This window comes from Amycolatopsis sp. NPDC004747, assembly GCF_053601335.1.
Genome location: NZ_JBSGBQ010000013.1, coordinates 129,710 through 145,138, shown reverse-complemented (window position 1 = coordinate 145,138; position 15,429 = coordinate 129,710). Strand labels below are relative to the sequence as shown.

Below are 15,429 nucleotides of genomic sequence, written 5' to 3'. Positions count from 1 at the left end.
GGTGACGACGTGGTTAAAGTGCCTGCATGATCGCCTCCCGGTTCGCCGTCGTCTGCGCTCTCCTGTTCGGTGCCGCCTTCGTGGGTGCCGCACCCGCTTCGGCGGCGGGCACCGACGGGGCCTGCCCGGAGGGCGGCGGCGTGACGGTGGTCGTGGACTTCGGCGACCTCGGGCCGCAGCCGCTGATCCGCTGCGCCGCCGGGACGCCCGCGAACGGCATCGCCGCCCTGCAGGAGGCCGGGATCGAGGTGGCCGGCTCGCAGAAGTACGGCCTCGCGGTGGCGTGCCGGATCAACGGCAAGCCTGGCCCCGACGTCGAGTCCTGTGCGGGGATGCCGTCGGCGACGGCGTACTGGAGCTACTGGCACGCCTCCGCCAGGGGCACCTGGACGTCGAGCCAGGAAGGCGCGCAGACCGCGAAGCCGGCTCCCGGTGGGTTCGAGGGCTGGGCGTTCGCGCGGCCGAAGTCGGCGAACGACCTGCCGACGCCGCCTCGCGTGCCGCCGGTCCGGCAGACCGGGACGGCTGTCCCGGACGTCTCGAAGGCCGGCGACATCGAGTTCCCGTGGGGCTTCGTGATCGGTGCCGCCGTCGTCCTGGTGCTCGGTGGCGCGGGCGTGTTCGTCGCGTCGCGCCGGCGGCGTCGGCGTGCGCAGTAGGGCGCTGCACCCCGGCGCCTGGTGGGTCTGGGCGCTCGCGCTGGCCGTCGCCGCCAGCCGGACGACGAACCCGCTGCTGCTCGGCCTGATCATCGCCGTCGCCGGGTTCGTCGTCGCGAACCGGCGGAGTGACGCGCCCTGGGCGCTGGCGTTCCGGCTGTACGTCTACGTCGGCGCGCTGATCGTCGCCTCGCGCGTGCTGTTCCGGATCCTGATCGGCGGCGAAGACGGCGGGCACGTGCTGTTCACGCTGCCGCGCATCCCGCTCGCCGCCGGGCTGTCCCTGTTCGGGCCGGTGTCGGCGGAGGCGCTGCTCGGCGGCTGCTACGACGGTCTGCGGCTGGCGACGATGGTCGTCTGCGTCGGCGCGGCGAACGCCCTGGCCAACCCGAAACGCCTGCTCAAGGCGGTTCCGGGCGCGTTGTCCGAGGTCGGGACGGCGGTCACGGTGGCGCTGACGGTCGCCCCGCAGCTCGTCGAGAGCGTGCAGCGCGTGCGGCGGGCGCGGCGGCTGCGGGCGGGCCGGGTTCGCGGGCCGCGGGCGGTCAAGGGCATCGTGGTGCCCGTGCTGGCGGACGCGATGGACCGATCGCTGCGGCTGGCGGCCGCGATGGATTCCCGGGGCTACGGCCGCCGGGCGTACCTGAGCGGCGGGCTGCGGGCGCTGATCGCGTCCTGCGTCCTGGCCGGGCTGGCCGGCGTGTGCGTCGGTGTCTACGGGGTGCTCGACGGGACGTCGTCCTGGCTCGGCGTGCCGATGCTGGCGGCCGGGCTGGGCATGGCGGTCGTGGGCTTCGTCCTCGGCGGCCGCCGGGTCCGGCGGACGGCGTACCGGCCGGACCCGTGGCGCCTGCCCGAGACGCTGGTCGTCGCGGCCGGCGTCGGCGCGTGCGCGCTGCTGTTCGCGACCGCCCGGATCGACCCCGGCCTGCTGTTCCCTTCGCTGAGCCCGCTGCGCTGGCCGGAGGTGTCCTGGGTGCACGCGCTGCCCGTGCTGGTCGCGGTGCTGCCGGCGTTCGTCGCACCCCCTGCTCCGGAGGTCGCCCGATGATCGAGTTTTCGCAGGTCACGGTGACCTACCCGGACGCGTCACGCCCGGTGCTGTCGGACGTGACGCTGCAGGTCGAAGAGGGCGAGCTGTGCCTGGTCGCGGGGCCGACGGGAGCGGGGAAGTCGACGTTCCTCGGCGCGCTCAACGGGCTCGTCCCGCACTTCACCGGCGGCTGGCTGTCCGGCCGGGTCGTCGTCGGCGGGTTCGACACGGCTGTCCACCCGCCGCGGGAGCTGGCTTCGGTCGTCGGCGTCGTCGGGCAGGATCCGCTCGCCGGGTTCGTGACGGACACCGTCGAGGAGGAACTCGCGTACGCGATGGAGCAGCTGGCGGTGCCGCCGGAGGTCATGCGCAAGCGCGTCGAGGAAACCCTGGACCTGCTGGGCATCGCGGACCTGCGCAACCGTCCACTTCGGACGCTGTCGGGCGGGCAGCAGCAGCGCGTCGCGATCGGCTCGGTGCTGACGGCGCACCCCTCGGTCGTGGTGCTGGACGAGCCGACGTCGGCGCTGGACCCGACGGCCGCCGAGGACGTGCTCGCCGCGATCACCCGGCTGGTGCACGACCTGGGGACGACGGTGATCGTCGCGGAGCACCGGATGGAGCGGGTGGCCCAGTACGCCGACCGGCTGCTGTACCTGCCGGGCGACGGCTCGGTGCGGTCCGGGCCGCCGGCCGAGATCCTGGCGACGTCGTCGATCGCCCCGCCGATCGCCGAGCTCGGGCGGCTGGCTGGCTGGTCGCCGCTGCCGCTTTCGGTCCGGGACGCGCGGCGGGTCGCGGGGCCGCTGCGCTCGCGGCTCCAGAAATTGTCGGTGGTGGGTCGTAGTCTCTCGGTGACCGGTTCGGCACTGGATGTGAGAGGGGTGGTGGTCCGATACGGAGATGTCCTGGCGGTACGCGGGGTGAGCCTGCGTGTCGGACCGGGGGAAGTGGTCGCGCTGATGGGACGCAACGGCTCCGGCAAGTCGTCGCTTCTCTGGGCGGTGCAGGGCAGCGGCCCGAGGTCGGCGGGGAAGGTCGACGTCGGTGGCGCGGACCCGGCTTCGCTCAAGCCACGAGTGGCCCGTCAGCGCGTCGGCCTGGTCCCGCAGACCCCGGCCGACCTGCTGTACCTCAATTCGGTGGATGCCGAGTGCGCACAGGCGGACACCGAGTCGGAGGTGGCAGCGGGAACGGCCCGGGCCCTGCTGGACAGGCTGGCGCCCGGAATCGCCGGTGAAGCGCACCCCGGCGACCTCTCGGAAGGGCAGCGACTGGCGTTGGTGCTGGCGATCCAGCTGGCGTCGGCCCCACCGCTGGTCCTGCTCGACGAGCCGACCCGCGGCCTCGACTACCACGCAAAAAGGCGCTTCGCGGCGACCCTGCGAGAGCTGGCCTCGCAGGGCCACGCGGTAGTGCTGGCAACCCACGACGTCGAGTTCGTGGCCACGGTGGCGAGCCGAGTGGTGGTCATGGCCGAGGGCGAGGTGGTGGCGGACGGCCCGACGAAGGAGGTGATCGTCGCCTCGCCGGCGTTCGCACCACAGGTGGCGAAGATCCTGGCCCCGCAGCAGTGGCTGACGGTGGACGAGGTCGCCGAGGCGCTGGCATGAGAACGGGGAGGGTGGGGAGGGGGCGGGGGGCGGGGGGCCCAAGGGAAGGAGCCTGCGCTGCCGCTGGACTGGGCGCCCCGGTCAGCGGCCCTCCGCCGGCAGCCGAGCACTCCGCAGCCGGCCTGCGCGCCGCAACAGGCACGCGCGCCACGGCGGGCTTGCGCGCGGGAGGCGGCTTGCGTCCCGCGGCCGGTTTGCGCGAGGGAGGCGGCTTGTGTGCTGGAGCCGGTTTGTGCGCTGCGGCGGCCTTGCGTGCCGCAGTCGGCTTGCGCCCCGCGGCCGGCTCGTGTGCCGCGGCGGCCTTGCGTGCCGCAGTCGCCTTGCGCCCTGCGGCCGGTTTGCGTGCCGGATCCGGCTTGCGTGCCGGAGCTGGCTTGTGTGCGGGAGCCGGCTTGCGCGCGGGAGGCGGCTTGCGTGCCGCGGCCGGTTTGCGTGCGGGAGCCGGTTTGCGTGCCGCAGTCGGTTTGTGTGCCGGAGGCGGCTTGCGTGCGGGAGGCGGCTTGCGCCCCTCGGCCGGTTTGCGTGCCGGAGCCGGCTTGCGCCCCGCGACCAGCTTGCGCCCCGCAGCTGGCTTGCGCGCCGCGGCCGGCTACGGCGATCGCGTCGGCGACTGCCTGCGTCAAGCGGCGATCGCGCCTGTCAGCCCATGCCCGAGCGCCGGAATGCCCGAGGCCCCGGCATGAGCGACTTCCTCAGCCCGCGCCCCGTCCGGCTGACCCCGCGGCCCGCGGTGGTGCTCACCGTCGCGAGCCTTCTCGGGCTGGCCATGTTCTGCTGGCCGCTCTTCGCCCACCCCCGGCCGACCGCGGCCGCGCATGTCGGTGATGCCCCCTTCGTCTTCATGGCGACCCTGCCCGTGCTGATCCTCGTTGTCCTGGCCGAACTGTCCCGTGGGGGCATCGATGCCAAGGCGCTCGCTCTCCTCGGCGTGCTCTCGGCCGTCAACGCCGGGCTTCGGCCGCTCGGGGCCGGGACCGGTGGGATCGAACTGGTCTTCTTCCTGCTCGTGCTCGCCGGCCGGGTCTTCGGACCCGGGTTCGGCTTTGTGCTCGGCTCGACGTCGCTGTTCACCAGTGCGCTGCTCACCGCCGGGGTTGGGCCGTGGCTGCCGTTCCAGATGCTTGCGTCGTCGCTGATCGGGCTCGGTGCCGGGCTGCTTCCGCGGAAACCGCGCGGCAAGGCCGAGATCGCCCTGCTCGTCGGCTACGGCGTCTTCGCGGCGTACTTCTTCGGCATGCTGATGAGCCTGTGGTCGTGGCCGTTCCTCGCCGGGGACAGCACGCAGCTCGGCTTCGTGCCCGGCGCGCCGCTCGCGGAGAACCTGCACCGGTTCGCCATCTACACCGTCCTGACCTCGACCCTCGGCTGGGACACCGGCCGCGCGATCACCAACGCGGTCGCCATCGTGGTGCTCGGGCCCGCCGTTCTGGCCGTGCTCAGGCGCGCCGCGAGGAGAGCGGCGTTCGACGCGCCGGTGAGCTTCGACCGGTCCGAAGCGCGTCAGCCGTAGGAGTAGAAGCCGCGGCCCGTCTTCTTGCCGAGGAGGCCCGCGTCCACCATGCGCAGCAGCAGCGGCGGCGACGAGTACAGCGGCTCCTTGAACTCCGCGTACATCGAGTCCGCGATGGCCTTGACCGTGTCCAGCCCGATCAGGTCGGACAGCCGCAGCGGGCCCATCGGGTGGGCCGTACCCAGCTCCATGCCGCGGTCGATGTCCTGGGCCGACGCGAAGCCCGACTCGATCATGCGGATCGCCGAAAGCAGGTACGGCACCAGCAGCGAGTTCACGATGAAGCCGGCGCGGTCCTGCGAGCGAATCACGGTCTTGCCCAGGGCCGTCGTCGCGTGCTCCTCCGCGCGGCGGGCGGTCTCCTCGCTGGTCAGCAGCGAGGGCACCAGCTCCACCAGCGGCAGCACCGGCACCGGGTTGAAGAAGTGGATGCCGACCACCTGCTGCGGCCGGCTCGTCGCCATGCCCAGCTTCATGATCGGGATCGACGACGTGTTGGACGCGAACAGCGCGTCCTCGGCCTCGACGATCTTGTCCAGCTGGCGGAAGACGTCGACCTTCGCCTGCTCCTGCTCGAGGATCGCCTCGATGACCAGGTCGCGGTCGGCGAACTCGGCGATGTCCGTGGTGAACCGGACCCGGGCGAGTGCCGCGTCCGCGTCCTCGGTGGTCAGCTTGCCGCTCTTGACGCCGCGTTGCAGCGACTTCTCGATGCGCGCCCTGCCTGCGTCGAGCGCCGGCTGGTTCACCTCGGTGATCACGACGTCCAACCCGGACCGTGCGTGCACCTCGGCGATGCCGGACCCCATGAGGCCCGCCCCGACGACTCCAACCCGACTTACCACCGGCTCACTCCTTCATCGGTTCGCAGCCCCGGCGCGTCTGTGGACGCGACTTGAGGGCAGCACGCAGCGCGCGAGGGCGGTCGCCGGGTTTTGCCCGGCTACGCCCTCGCGCGGTTACGCGTGCTCAACGACGGTACTCGTCGTACCCGTCGTCGTACGGGTCTTCATACCGGCTGTCGGCAGGGTCCTCGTGGTGGTTGTCACTGGAGGAGTTACTCGACAGCTCGCGCTGCAAAGCATCGAAGTCGGTCTCGTGCGAGCTGTACTTGAGCTCACGCGCCACCTTCGTCTGCTTGGCCTTAGCCCGGCCGCGCCCCATGGCTCGACCCCCTCGCACAGGGGCGGGGCGGCCGGGGGAATCGGCGGCCCCGCATCGTCTCGACAATTCTTTCCTGCTCACACCGTACCGTGTCCGGGGGGTTCGATGCGACGTGGCACGGTGTGCCGGTCGCGACAGTGTTCGCCGGACACCGGTTACCGGCCGGTCGGTGGCGATCGGTGCAGGTAGACGTGCCACGATCTACCCGTGCTCCGTCCCTTCGTGGCTTACCTGCGGGTGTACGAACCCCTGCTCGCCCTGGGCGATCCGCCGGACGAGCGGCTGCGCGCGGCCGTCGCGGCGGCCAAGCTGAGGCGGACGGACGCGGGGGCGCGCGAGCAGGCCATGTGGCTCAAGTCACAGGTGGCGGCGCCGCGGCGGCTGCTGCCCGCCGAGCTCGCCGACGGCCGTCCGGCGCCGAGCCTGCTGACCGACGTCCTGGTGCTGGACCCCGCGGAAGTACCGGGCGGCAAGGCCGAGCACGGGCCGCTCGTCTGCCCGCTGGAGCTGCGCGCCCGTTCGGCGGCCGCGCTCGTCACCTTCCTCGGCGACGCCCACCCGGCGCTGAAGAACGTCGTCCTCGACGAAGGCGGCTTCACCCAGGAGACGATCCGCGCCCGGACGAAGTCGGCGATGGTGGACCTCAGCACGTCGGCGGCGCACACGTTGTCGACGACCTGGACGGTCCCGCTGCCGTGGTTCGTGCTGATCGAGCCGGAAGAGCGGCGCCTGGTGCTCGGCAACGGCCGCGCCGATCCCCAGCGCGAGCTCTCCTGGCGCGCCACCCTCGCCGACGCGCAGCACCGCGCCCGCGAGGCCGGCGAGCTGTTGGAGCAGACGTTCGGCGACTCCGGGCCGGGCCGCGTGCTGTTCGAGACGCGCCGCTGGCTGGACAACTTCCACGAGCACTCGGTGGTCGAACTCGACTACGGCGGCCTGGTGCAGCTGTTCACGGACCCGGTCCTGGAGGCCGACAACACCGCGGACGAGGTGCACGACATCCTGGACGCGCTGCGCTCGGGCAACGTCGAGGAGCTGGCCGAGCTGTTCTCCGACCTGCGCGAGTTCTGGGGCGACGTGGCCGCCCGCGAGCGCGCCAACTAGTGGACAACCGGGCGCCCGGGCGAGGCGTCCGGCCCGGAACTGTCGGTGCCCGCCGGTAGCGTGGAAAACGGGGGCTGCTCAGTCACGCCCGTGCAGGTCACCGGGCCTCTCGCGCGGTCAGCCGCGGCTGACCGCGCGGGGTTCGATGCGGCAGGCGGGTGACCGGCGCGGTCAGCTGTGGCGGCTTGCGCGGGCTTCGATCCGGCAGGCAGGCCGCGATCGGCTATGGCTGCCGGCACGCGGGATTTGATCCGGCAGGCAGGTCCGCCGCGGTCAGCCGCGGCTGCCGGCGCGCGGGCCTCGATCCGACAGGCGAGCGACCGGCGCGATCAGCCGCCGCTTTGATCCCGCGGGCGCACGCGCCGCCCGTCAGCGCAGCTCCGGCACCCGGATCTCCCCCACCGGCTCCCCGCCGCCGGACACGGTCGGCCGGGCCAGCTCCTCGAGGCCCGACACGTCCACCCCGAGGTACCGCAACGCCGAAACCGCCAGTGGTGCGCAAGCCCGTTTCGCGCCGTCGTCCATCTTGATCGCCACCGCGAACCCGTCCGGCAGGGCGAACGCCTGGACACCCTCCGCGCCCGCCTTGGCGACCAGACCCTCCACACCGGACATCAGCGCCGTGTCCTCGCGGCCCGTCCCCGCAACCAGCCACGGGTGCGCGCGCATCGCCGAGGCCACCTCCGCCGAGGGACCCTCGGAAGCGGAAGCCAGCCGGCCGAACGCGCGGGCCAGCCCCGTCAGGGAGAACGCGAACAGCGGCGCGCCACACCCGTCGACACCCGTGTGGGCGATCGGCTCGCCGGTCAGCGACGAGACGGCCGCGGCGAGAGCCTGCTGCAGCGGGTGATCCGGCGCCGCGTACCCCGACAGCGGCCAGCCCGCCCGGACGCACGTCGTCAGCATCGCCGCATGTTTGCCCGAACAGTTCATCATCACCCGGCGCGGCTCGGCCGCGTCGCGCATGCTCGGGACGTGGAGCGGGAAGTCCGGCGGGCACGCCAGGTCGGCCTCGCTCAGGCCCGCCGCCGAGAGCAGCTCCAAGACCCGCTTCACGTGGCCGGGCTCGCCCGAATGCGACGCGCACGCCAGCGCCAGGTCCTCGCCCGTGAAGCCCAGCCCCGCCCGCAGCATCCCGACCGCCTGCAGCGGCTTGTTCGACGACCGCGGGTACACCGGCGAGACCACGTCTCCCAGCGCCAGCCGAACGGAACCCTCCGGGCCGGTGATCACCAGCGCGCCGCGGTGAGCGCTTTCGACGAAATCGGACCGGACGACTTCGGCGAGCACGGGGTTGGTCACTCGCCGCGGCCGCCTTCGTTCTCCAGCAGCTCGTCCACTGTGGCCGATCCCTGCTGGTAGCGCTTCGCGATCTCCGCGTTCAGCGTGTCCATCACGCCTTGGACCTCGCGGCGGAACGACGACACCGACAGCTCTTCGCGCGCGTACGTGTCCAAAGCGGAAGCGAGCTTCTCGTCCGACAAGGACTCGACGTCGGTCAGGTCCGTGTCGCCGATCAGGGCCTCCGCGTGCCGCCGGTGCTCGCCGGCGCGGGAGGGCTCCAGCTGCTGGTGACGGCCCGAGCCCGCCGCCGGGCCCAGTGCGTTGTCGGCCAGGATCGTCGCCAGCTGGTCGACGATGCTCGCTTCGCCGCCCGAGCTGCGCCGGGCCTGCTCCGCGCGCACGATGTCGATCCGGGCGTGCAGGAGACGGCGCAGGTACGACAGGTCGGTCTCTTCCTGCGCGGCTTCGTCGCGCCGCTCGCGCAGCACCTTCAGCGGCAGTTCACCCAGGCCGCTGAGGTATCCCGGGCCGAGCACGCGGTCGATCCGCCGCCTGCCGCCGGGCCGCACTTCGATCACAGCGCAGTTTATCCCGGTTGAGCGTGATCTCGCTGTCAGGGGCTTTCGTTCAGCCACGGAGTTGCGCGGCTGCCGCACGGCCCGGTGCGGGCTGTTCGGGCGGCACCGAATCGGGGTCGATGGCCGCCTGGACGAGGTTGTCCCCCGAACCCGCCAGCAGCTCCGCGCCCACCGGCGTCGACCGCTTGACCAGCGCCAACGCGATCGGGCCCAGCTCGTGGTGCTGGATCACCGTGCCGATCCGGCCGACCGTCCGGCCGTCCAGCAGCACCGGGTCGCCGGTCTCCGGCGTGACCTCGGGCGAACCGTCGAGGTGCAGCAGGAGCAGGTTCCGCGGCGGACGTCCCACGTTGTGGACCTTCGACACCGTTTCCTGGCCGCGGTAGCAGCCCTTCGCCACGTGCGCGGCCGAGCCGACCCAGCCCGCTTCGTGCGGGATCGTGCGGTCGTCGGTGTCGACGCCCACCCGCGGCCGCACCGACTCGACCCGCAGCGCGTCGAACACCCAGCTGCCCGCCGCCCGCGCGCCCGCGTCGGTGAGCCGCTGCCACCAGTCCACGAGCTGGTCGCGCGGCACCGCCAGGTCGACGCTCGAGCGTCCCGGCCACGGCATCCGCCGCACGAACCCGCCACCCGGCAGCGCGGCCACCGCGTACGGCTCCGGGCCGACTTCGGCGCCGACCGCGCTCAGCACGCGCTCGGCGTCCGGGCCCAGCACGGTGAGCAGCGCGAGCTCGCCGGTCGCGTCCCGGATGTCCACCTTGGACCAGAACTTCATCGCTTCGAGGTACTCGCGCAGCGTCTGGGGGCCGCCCTTCGGCAGCGCGCTCGTCACGCGGGGGGCCGGATCGGTGTCGAGGTAGACCGTGCCGTCGAGGTGCGCGACCACCATGTGCGTTTCGACGCGGCCCTGGCTGTCGAGGACCAGCGCTTCGGTCCCGGACCCCTCGGCCAGCCCGGTCACGTGCTGGGAGATGACCAGGTGCAGCCACGACAGCCGTTCTTCGCCGGTCACGGCGAGGAACTCGCGGTGCGACCGGTCGATCACGACCACGCTGCGCGAGGCCGTGCGCTGCTCCGCGAAGGGGTCGCCCCAGTGCCAGGGGACGCCGGCTTCGGGGTGATCGTCGGGTGAAGGGATCGATCCGGGCACGTCCAGCAGCGGCGAGCGGTACGGCATACCGCCCAGCCTAGGTGAGTACCGTGTCGGCATGCGCGTGCTCGTCTTCCTCGACGGAACCCCGGCCGACCCCGACGTGGCCCAGATCAAGGTCGACGACCTCGGGCTGATGCGCGGCGACGGCGTCTTCGAAACGATCCTCGTCGTCGACGGCAAGCCCCGGGAACTGCGGCCGCACCTCGACCGGCTGGCCCGTTCGGCGGCCATGCTCGACCTGCCCGAGCCCGACCTCACGGCGTGGGAGCGGGTCGTCTCGCAGGTGCTCGAACGGTGGTCCGGTGGCGCCGAAATGGTGCTGAAACTGGTGTACACGAGGGGTTCCGACGCCGACCCGGCCGCGGTACCGACCGGCTTCGCGCTCGGTTCGGAGGTCGCGCCGCCGGTCGTGAAGGCCCGCGCCGGAGGCGTCGCCGCGATCACCCTCGAACGCGGTTTCCCGCCGGATCTCGCCGAGCGCGCGCCGTGGCTGCTGCTCGGGGCGAAGCCGTTGTCGTACGCGGTGAACATGGCCGCCGTGCGCGAGGCGGGTCGCCGCGGGGCCGAGGATGTGATTTTCACCGCGGCCGACGGTTCGGTCTTCGAAGGGCCGACCTCGACCGTCGTGCTCGCGAAGGGGCGGACGCTCTACACGCCGCCGCCGAGCATCGGGATCCTGCCGGGCACCACCCAGGCCGCGGTGTTCCGCGGGGCCGAGAAGGCGGGCTGGGCAGTCAAGGTGGAGCCGCTGACCGTGCGCGACCTCGTCGAGGGCGACGGCGTGTTCATGGCCTCCAGCGTCCGCAAGCTGACCCGGGTGCACACGCTGGACGGCGAGCGGCTGCCGGACTCCACCGCGGTGTACGCCGAGCTCGTCGCGGCCTACGAGGGCGAATACGCCTGACCCTGGCTGATCCGGACGACCGCGGGGGCGACCTCTTCGGCGCGGTAGGCGGCGATCTTGTGGTGGCCGTCGATGATCAGCTCGCGTTCGCCGTCGGCCAGCACCACCGCGACCGGCCGGTGCCCGGCGCGGATGGCCGTCCGGTAGTAGCCGACGCGGGCCTCGTCCGACGGCGGCCAGGCGTCGGTCGGCGTGAGCTGCCCGCCCTCCGGGAGCCGCTCCGGGCCGCTCACCCGGTAGTCGCCGTCGACGAGCAGGTCGAGGACCGGCCCGAGGGTGGTGGCCAGCGGGCGGCGCAGCTGGCCGGTGGCCAGCGCGATCCGCAGCGACTGCGGCAGCTCCGCCCGCGCCCGCGCGTTCACGTCCAGGAAACCCGTGCCACCGCTGATCGTCACCTGTTCCACGCTTATGAGGACGGGTGACGGCGCGACATGGTTCCGGCCCCTACCCGGACGGGTGCACCGGGTGATCCCGGTCTCACCCGCGCGGCGGTACGCCTTGCTCAGGAAGGCCGGAAGCGGATTCGGGTACCCGGCCGAGCCTGCCCGAGGGCGCTCAGCGCGGCCGTCTTCACGACGGCGGCGACCGGGTAGCCGCCGGTGGTCGGGTGGTCGGCGAGGAACACCACCGGCCGCCCGCTCGGCGGCACCTGGATCGCCCCGGTGACGACGCCCTCGCTGGGCAGCTCGCCGTCGACGGCCCGCCGCAGCGGCGTCCCGTCGAGGCGCAGGCCGACCCGGTTCGACTCGGCCGTGACCTTCCAGCCCGCCGAGAGCCCGGCGGCCGGGTCCTCGAACCACTCGTCGCGCGGACCGAGCGTCACGGGCACCACGAGCTCGCCGGGCGCCAGGACCCCGGCGACGACGTCCGCACCGACCGGAATCCCGGGCTCGCCGAGCGGCAGGACGTCGCCGGCGCGCAGCGGCGGCGGGCCGATGCCGGACAGGACGTCCCGGGAGCGGCTCCCGAGCACCGGCTCGACGGCGATGCCCCCGGAGACGGCCAGGTAGCAGCGCAGGCCCGCCGAAGGCGTGCCCAGCGTCAGCGTCTGACCCGCACGAACCGGCAGCGGCGCGTGCGACCCGGACGGCCGTCCGTCGACCCGGACGTCGACCGCCGGGCCGGTGACCGCCGCCGTCACCGCGGTGGTGAAGCGCACGGAGAGCCCGCCGAGCAGGGCTTCGATCCCGGCGGCGCCCTCGGGGTTGCCGACGAGCCGGTTCGCCAGCCGCAGCGACGCCTGGTCGAGTGCCCCGGACGGCGCGACCCCCAAGTGGGCGTACCCGGGCCGGCCCAGGTCCTCGACCAGCGCGTACCGCCCGGGGTCGAGCACTTCCAGGCTTCTCACCGGACGCTCCGGAAGCGCACCCGGTCACCCGGCGCGAACAACGCGGGCGGGTCGGCCTTCGGGTCGAACAGCGTCGCCGACGTGTGCCCGAGCAGCCGCCAGCCACCCGGTGACTCGCGCGGGTAGACGCCGGTGAACTCGCCGGCGATGCCGACCGACCCGGCCGGGACGCGGGTCCGCGGGGACGCCAGACGAGGCTGCCGGAGCGGGGCCGGAAGCCCGGTCAGGTAGCCGAAGCCGGGCGCGAAGCCGGTGAACGCCACGGTGTAGCCGGCTCCGGTGTGCATCGAGATGACGGCTTCGGGCGAGATCCCGGCGTCGGCGGCGATCAGGGCCAGGTCCTCGCCGTCGTAGCGGACGTCGAGGGTCACTTCGCGGGCTTCGTCCGCGGGTGGGTGCGTGAGGTCGGCGGCCTCCAGCAGGGCGCGCACGGCCGCGACCCCGCCGACGACGAGCAGGCTGCGCGCACCCGGCACGAGGTCGACGACCCCGGGCGGGCGCGCGGCGAGCACGGTCGCGTGGGCGGCCCGCATCTGGTCGAGCGAGTCGCAGTCGAGCAGGGCGGCGTCCTCGCCGCACCGCCGCCAGCGCACGGCGTCAGCCGGCGACGCGGTGCAGCAGGGCCGAGGTGTGCGGCTGCATCTCCTGGCCCACCATCGCCCGCTCCTCGACGTAGCCGAGGGAGCCCTCGATCAGGCCGTACAGGCGCTGGGCCGCGGTGACGTCCTTGGCCGTGGCCGTGCGGATCACCGCGTCGGTGCCGAGCTCCCAGGACGTCTGGTTGCGCGGCTTGCCGTAGTACAGCTCGACGATGCCGGTGTTGTGGGTGAGCAGCAGCTCGATCGTGTCGTCCGCCTGCGGCCGCCAGAACCCGGACTCGCGGGCGGCGGGGCGGATGACGTTGCCGTCGTCGTCCAGCAGCCACGCACGGGACTCGTGGATCAGGAACGGACGGCCGTCGTGGGAGATCGTCAGCTGCTGCGCGAACTTGCGCGGGCCGTCGATGGTCGGGTAGTCGACCTCGCCCTCACCGCGCCACACGCCGACGAGCGGCAGCAGCGCGAGGCAGGCGTCGTTGAGGTTCGGCCCCTCGCGCAGGTTCGCGGTGTCGTTGGGGATGGGCAGGTCGTCCCACAGCGGGAGGTTGCGCGAGCGGGTGCTCTCCGCGCGCCTCTCCGCTGCCACGATGGCTTCGTCGCCGCTGGCGGTCATGGGTCAGCGCTGGTCCGCGTACAGCCGGTAGACGACGTACACGGCGAACCAGGTGATCGCGATGCCGGCGAGGACCAGCAGAGTCGTAAAGAAGGCTTCCACGCCCCGCAGAATAGTCCGCCCGGTCCGGAACGGCCCTGCGCAGGGTCGGCGCGGTGAGCACGGTCACCCGCCCGGAAACGCCGCGAAGGCCTCCCTGCCGGAGCAGGAAGGCCTTCGCGGGTGGAACGGGACTCAGGCGACCGAGATGGCCAGCTGGTGCAGGCCGGGGCCCTCGGCGGTGACCGAGGCTTCGCCGTTGCCGGTGCGGTGCAGGGCGCGGACCGTCCACTCGCCCGGCGCCGCGTAGAAGCGGAAGTCGCCGTCGGCCGACGAGACGACCTCGCCGGTGAAGTCGCCGCCGCCGTCCAGCAGCCGGACGAACGCGCCGCCGACCGGCCCGTTCGCACCCGTCACCTTGCCGGCGAGCACGACCTGCCCGCGCGTGTCGAAGTCCGACGGCGTGGCCTCCTGGACCGGTGCGCCGCAGCTGTCGTCAACCGCCATCACTTGGCTCCCAACTCGACCGGCACGCCGACGAGCGAGCCGTATTCCGTCCATGAACCGTCGTAGTTCTTCACGTCCTCGTAGCCCAGCAGCTCGTGGAGCGCGAACCACGCGATCGAAGAGCGCTCGCCGATGCGGCAGTAGGCGATGGTGCCCTTGCCCTCGTCGATGCCCTCGTCCTTGTACAGCTCCTTGATCTCTTCCTCGGTCTTGAAGGTGCCGTCTTCGTTGGCGACCTTCGCCCACGGCACGTTCAGCGCGCCGGGGATGTGGCCGGGAACCTGGGACTGCTCCTGCGGCAGGTGCGCCGGGGCGAGCAGCTTGCCGGAGAACTCGTCGGGCGAGCGCACGTCGACGAAGTTCTTCGACCCGATCGACTGGACGACCTCGTCGCGGAACGCGCGCAGCGAAAGGTCCTGGTCCTGCGCCTTGTAGTCGGTCGTGTCGCGCTTGACCTCGTCGGAGTTCAGCTCGCGGCCGTCGAGCTCCCACTTCTTGCGGCCGCCGTCGAGCAGCTTGACCTTCTCGTGGCCGTACAGCTTGAAGTACCAGTACGCGTACGCGGCGAACCAGTTGTTGTTGCCGCCGTAGAGGATCACGAGGTCGTCGTTGGAGATGCCCTTCTCCGAGAGGAGCTTCTCGAAGCCCTCCTTGGAGACGAAGTCGCGGCGCACCCCGTCCTGCAGGTCCTTGCGCCAGTCGAACTTCACCGCGCCCCGGATGTGGCCGGCGTCGTAGGCGGTGGTGTCCTCGTCGACCTCGGCGAACACGACGCCGGGGGTGTCCAGGTTCTCCTCGGCCCACTGGGTGGTGACCAGGACGTCTTCACGGCTCATGAGAACAGAACTCTCTTTCTGGGTTGGACTTCAGGACGACGCGCGGGCTGGGCTGAAGCGTTTGATCAGCAAGTACATTTCGCAGCCGAGGCAAAAGTCGAAGGCCGCGTTGAGGAAGGCCGCGAACAGCGCGAACGCCGTCGCGACGATGCCGAGCGGACGGACGTCGAGCGCGAAGCCGACCGTGCCGACCAGTGCGAACACGAACCCGACGGCCTGGGCGAACCGCAGCGGTGCCGCGTCCTCCCGCTCGTCGGTCGGGCCGAGGCGCGGGGCCACCAGCGTGCGGTAGACGATCGAGTACGGCGCCGGCTTGAGGCCGGCGAAGGCGCCGATCGCGAAGACGGCGGTCTGGGCCGCCAGCAGCGGCCACCACTCGGTGACCAGCACGACCGCGAGCACGATCGTGGTCAGGATGGCGGCGAACCGCGGGCCACGCGGGTCGACGGCCGGTCCGGCGGGCATGGTTCCTCCAGCTGGAG

At 72.7% G+C, this 15,429-nt stretch carries 18 protein-coding genes; 6 read left to right on the top strand and 12 right to left on the bottom strand.

Going from position 1 to position 15,429, the window contains the following annotated elements:
- The first annotated feature begins 26 nt into the window (after positions 1–26).
- The 4 genes from ACWEGE_RS22575 (at position 27) to ACWEGE_RS22560 (ending at position 4,815) form a co-directional block, all read left to right on the top strand.
- Complete coding sequence (locus tag ACWEGE_RS22575; protein ID WP_449662406.1) at positions 27–659, top strand: hypothetical protein; 633 nt, start codon at positions 27–29, stop codon at positions 657–659.
- Entirely contained in the window at positions 649–1,710 is a 1,062-nt protein-coding gene (locus ACWEGE_RS22570) for a CbiQ family ECF transporter T component (protein WP_449662405.1), read from the top strand. Before ACWEGE_RS22575 ends, ACWEGE_RS22570 begins: the two co-directional genes overlap by 11 nt.
- Positions 1,707–3,305 carry an ABC transporter ATP-binding protein gene (locus ACWEGE_RS22565; protein WP_449662404.1) on the top strand — a complete coding sequence of 533 codons (1,599 nt, stop codon included), beginning with the start codon at positions 1,707–1,709 and terminating at the stop codon, positions 3,303–3,305. Before ACWEGE_RS22570 ends, ACWEGE_RS22565 begins: the two co-directional genes overlap by 4 nt.
- Positions 3,306–3,984: 679 nt before the next feature.
- Positions 3,985–4,815, top strand: coding sequence for an ECF transporter S component (locus tag ACWEGE_RS22560; RefSeq protein WP_449662403.1), 831 nt, complete (start codon positions 3,985–3,987; stop codon positions 4,813–4,815).
- Here ACWEGE_RS22560 and ACWEGE_RS22555 read toward each other — a convergent pair.
- Complete coding sequence (locus tag ACWEGE_RS22555; RefSeq protein ID WP_449662402.1) at positions 4,806–5,660, bottom strand: 3-hydroxybutyryl-CoA dehydrogenase; 855 nt, start codon at positions 5,658–5,660, stop codon at positions 4,806–4,808. The genes ACWEGE_RS22560 and ACWEGE_RS22555 overlap by 10 nt on opposite strands.
- Before the next feature lie 124 nt (positions 5,661–5,784).
- Entirely contained in the window at positions 5,785–5,979 is a 195-nt protein-coding gene (locus tag ACWEGE_RS22550) for a DUF3073 domain-containing protein (RefSeq protein ID WP_003056942.1), read from the bottom strand.
- Positions 5,980–6,186: 207 nt separating this feature from the next.
- Here ACWEGE_RS22550 and ACWEGE_RS22545 point away from each other — a divergent pair, with 207 nt between their 5' ends.
- The gene (locus ACWEGE_RS22545; protein ID WP_449662401.1) at positions 6,187–7,083 is read left to right on the top strand and encodes a hypothetical protein; all 897 of its coding nucleotides are present in this window, start codon (positions 6,187–6,189) and stop codon (positions 7,081–7,083) included.
- A 369-nt stretch (positions 7,084–7,452) separates the two neighbouring features.
- Here the strand turns inward: ACWEGE_RS22545 and ACWEGE_RS22540 are convergent, their stop codons facing one another.
- From ACWEGE_RS22540 to ygfZ, 3 genes are read right to left on the bottom strand one after another with little or no spacing between them, the layout of a single operon-like run.
- On the bottom strand, positions 7,453–8,385 hold the full coding sequence (locus tag ACWEGE_RS22540) for an asparaginase (protein ID WP_449662400.1): 933 nt from the start codon (positions 8,383–8,385) through the stop codon (positions 7,453–7,455).
- Complete coding sequence (locus ACWEGE_RS22535) at positions 8,382–8,945, bottom strand: RsiG family protein (protein ID WP_449662399.1); 564 nt, start codon at positions 8,943–8,945, stop codon at positions 8,382–8,384. The genes ACWEGE_RS22540 and ACWEGE_RS22535 overlap by 4 nt, the downstream gene beginning before the upstream one ends.
- 49 nt (positions 8,946–8,994) lie before the next feature.
- A complete protein-coding gene (gene ygfZ / locus ACWEGE_RS22530; RefSeq protein WP_449662398.1) occupies positions 8,995–10,125 on the bottom strand; it encodes a CAF17-like 4Fe-4S cluster assembly/insertion protein YgfZ in 1,131 nt (376 codons plus the stop codon).
- Between the two features lie 31 nt (positions 10,126–10,156).
- Here ygfZ and ACWEGE_RS22525 point away from each other — a divergent pair, with 31 nt between their 5' ends.
- Positions 10,157–11,005 (top strand): aminodeoxychorismate lyase, encoded by an 849-nt coding sequence (locus tag ACWEGE_RS22525; protein WP_449662397.1) that lies wholly within the window; start codon positions 10,157–10,159, stop codon positions 11,003–11,005.
- Here the strand turns inward: ACWEGE_RS22525 and ACWEGE_RS22520 are convergent.
- The 7 genes from ACWEGE_RS22520 to ACWEGE_RS22490 form a co-directional block, all read right to left on the bottom strand.
- Positions 10,984–11,409, bottom strand: coding sequence for a hypothetical protein (locus ACWEGE_RS22520; RefSeq protein WP_449662396.1), 426 nt, complete (start codon positions 11,407–11,409; stop codon positions 10,984–10,986). The two genes, ACWEGE_RS22525 and ACWEGE_RS22520, sit on opposite strands and share 22 nt — an antisense overlap.
- A 98-nt stretch (positions 11,410–11,507) precedes the next feature.
- Positions 11,508–12,353: a 5-oxoprolinase subunit C family protein gene (locus ACWEGE_RS22515; RefSeq protein WP_449662395.1), complete on the bottom strand. Its 846-nt coding sequence runs from the start codon at positions 12,351–12,353 to the stop codon at positions 11,508–11,510.
- Entirely contained in the window at positions 12,350–12,946 is a 597-nt protein-coding gene (gene pxpB, locus ACWEGE_RS22510; RefSeq protein WP_449662394.1) for a 5-oxoprolinase subunit PxpB, read from the bottom strand. Before pxpB ends, ACWEGE_RS22515 begins: the two co-directional genes overlap by 4 nt.
- A gap of 4 nt (positions 12,947–12,950) precedes the next feature.
- Positions 12,951–13,565 carry an FABP family protein gene (locus tag ACWEGE_RS22505; protein WP_043775837.1) on the bottom strand — a complete coding sequence of 205 codons (615 nt, stop codon included), beginning with the start codon at positions 13,563–13,565 and terminating at the stop codon, positions 12,951–12,953.
- 234 nt (positions 13,566–13,799) lie between these two features.
- Positions 13,800–14,111 (bottom strand): DUF1416 domain-containing protein, encoded by a 312-nt coding sequence (locus ACWEGE_RS22500; RefSeq protein ID WP_410637385.1) that lies wholly within the window; start codon positions 14,109–14,111, stop codon positions 13,800–13,802.
- Complete coding sequence (locus tag ACWEGE_RS22495) at positions 14,111–14,947, bottom strand: sulfurtransferase (RefSeq protein ID WP_449662393.1); 837 nt, start codon at positions 14,945–14,947, stop codon at positions 14,111–14,113. Before ACWEGE_RS22495 ends, ACWEGE_RS22500 begins: the two co-directional genes overlap by 1 nt.
- A gap of 30 nt (positions 14,948–14,977) precedes the next feature.
- The gene (locus ACWEGE_RS22490) at positions 14,978–15,412 is read right to left on the bottom strand and encodes a DUF4395 domain-containing protein (RefSeq protein ID WP_449662392.1); all 435 of its coding nucleotides are present in this window, start codon (positions 15,410–15,412) and stop codon (positions 14,978–14,980) included.
- Between the last annotated feature and the right edge of the window lie 17 nt (positions 15,413–15,429).

What these genes read in the sequence shown, in the direction of transcription:
- ygfZ (WP_449662398.1), bottom strand. Translation starts at nt 10,125, where the DNA reads ATGCCGTACCGCTCGCCGCTGCTGGACGTGCCCGGATCGATCCCTTCA.
- ACWEGE_RS22505 (WP_043775837.1), bottom strand. Translation starts at nt 13,565, where the DNA reads ATGACCGCCAGCGGCGACGAAGCCATCGTGGCAGCGGAGAGGCGCGCG.
- ACWEGE_RS22550 (WP_003056942.1), bottom strand. Translation starts at nt 5,979, where the DNA reads ATGGGGCGCGGCCGGGCTAAGGCCAAGCAGACGAAGGTGGCGCGTGAG.
- ACWEGE_RS22525 (WP_449662397.1), top strand. Translation starts at nt 10,157, where the DNA reads ATGCGCGTGCTCGTCTTCCTCGACGGAACCCCGGCCGACCCCGACGTG.
- ACWEGE_RS22495 (WP_449662393.1), bottom strand. Translation starts at nt 14,947, where the DNA reads ATGAGCCGTGAAGACGTCCTGGTCACCACCCAGTGGGCCGAGGAGAAC.
- ACWEGE_RS22500 (WP_410637385.1), bottom strand. Translation starts at nt 14,111, where the DNA reads ATGGCGGTTGACGACAGCTGCGGCGCACCGGTCCAGGAGGCCACGCCG.
- ACWEGE_RS22565 (WP_449662404.1), top strand. Translation starts at nt 1,707, where the DNA reads ATGATCGAGTTTTCGCAGGTCACGGTGACCTACCCGGACGCGTCACGC.
- ACWEGE_RS22575 (WP_449662406.1), top strand. Translation starts at nt 27, where the DNA reads ATGATCGCCTCCCGGTTCGCCGTCGTCTGCGCTCTCCTGTTCGGTGCC.
- ACWEGE_RS22560 (WP_449662403.1), top strand. Translation starts at nt 3,985, where the DNA reads ATGAGCGACTTCCTCAGCCCGCGCCCCGTCCGGCTGACCCCGCGGCCC.
- ACWEGE_RS22490 (WP_449662392.1), bottom strand. Translation starts at nt 15,412, where the DNA reads ATGCCCGCCGGACCGGCCGTCGACCCGCGTGGCCCGCGGTTCGCCGCC.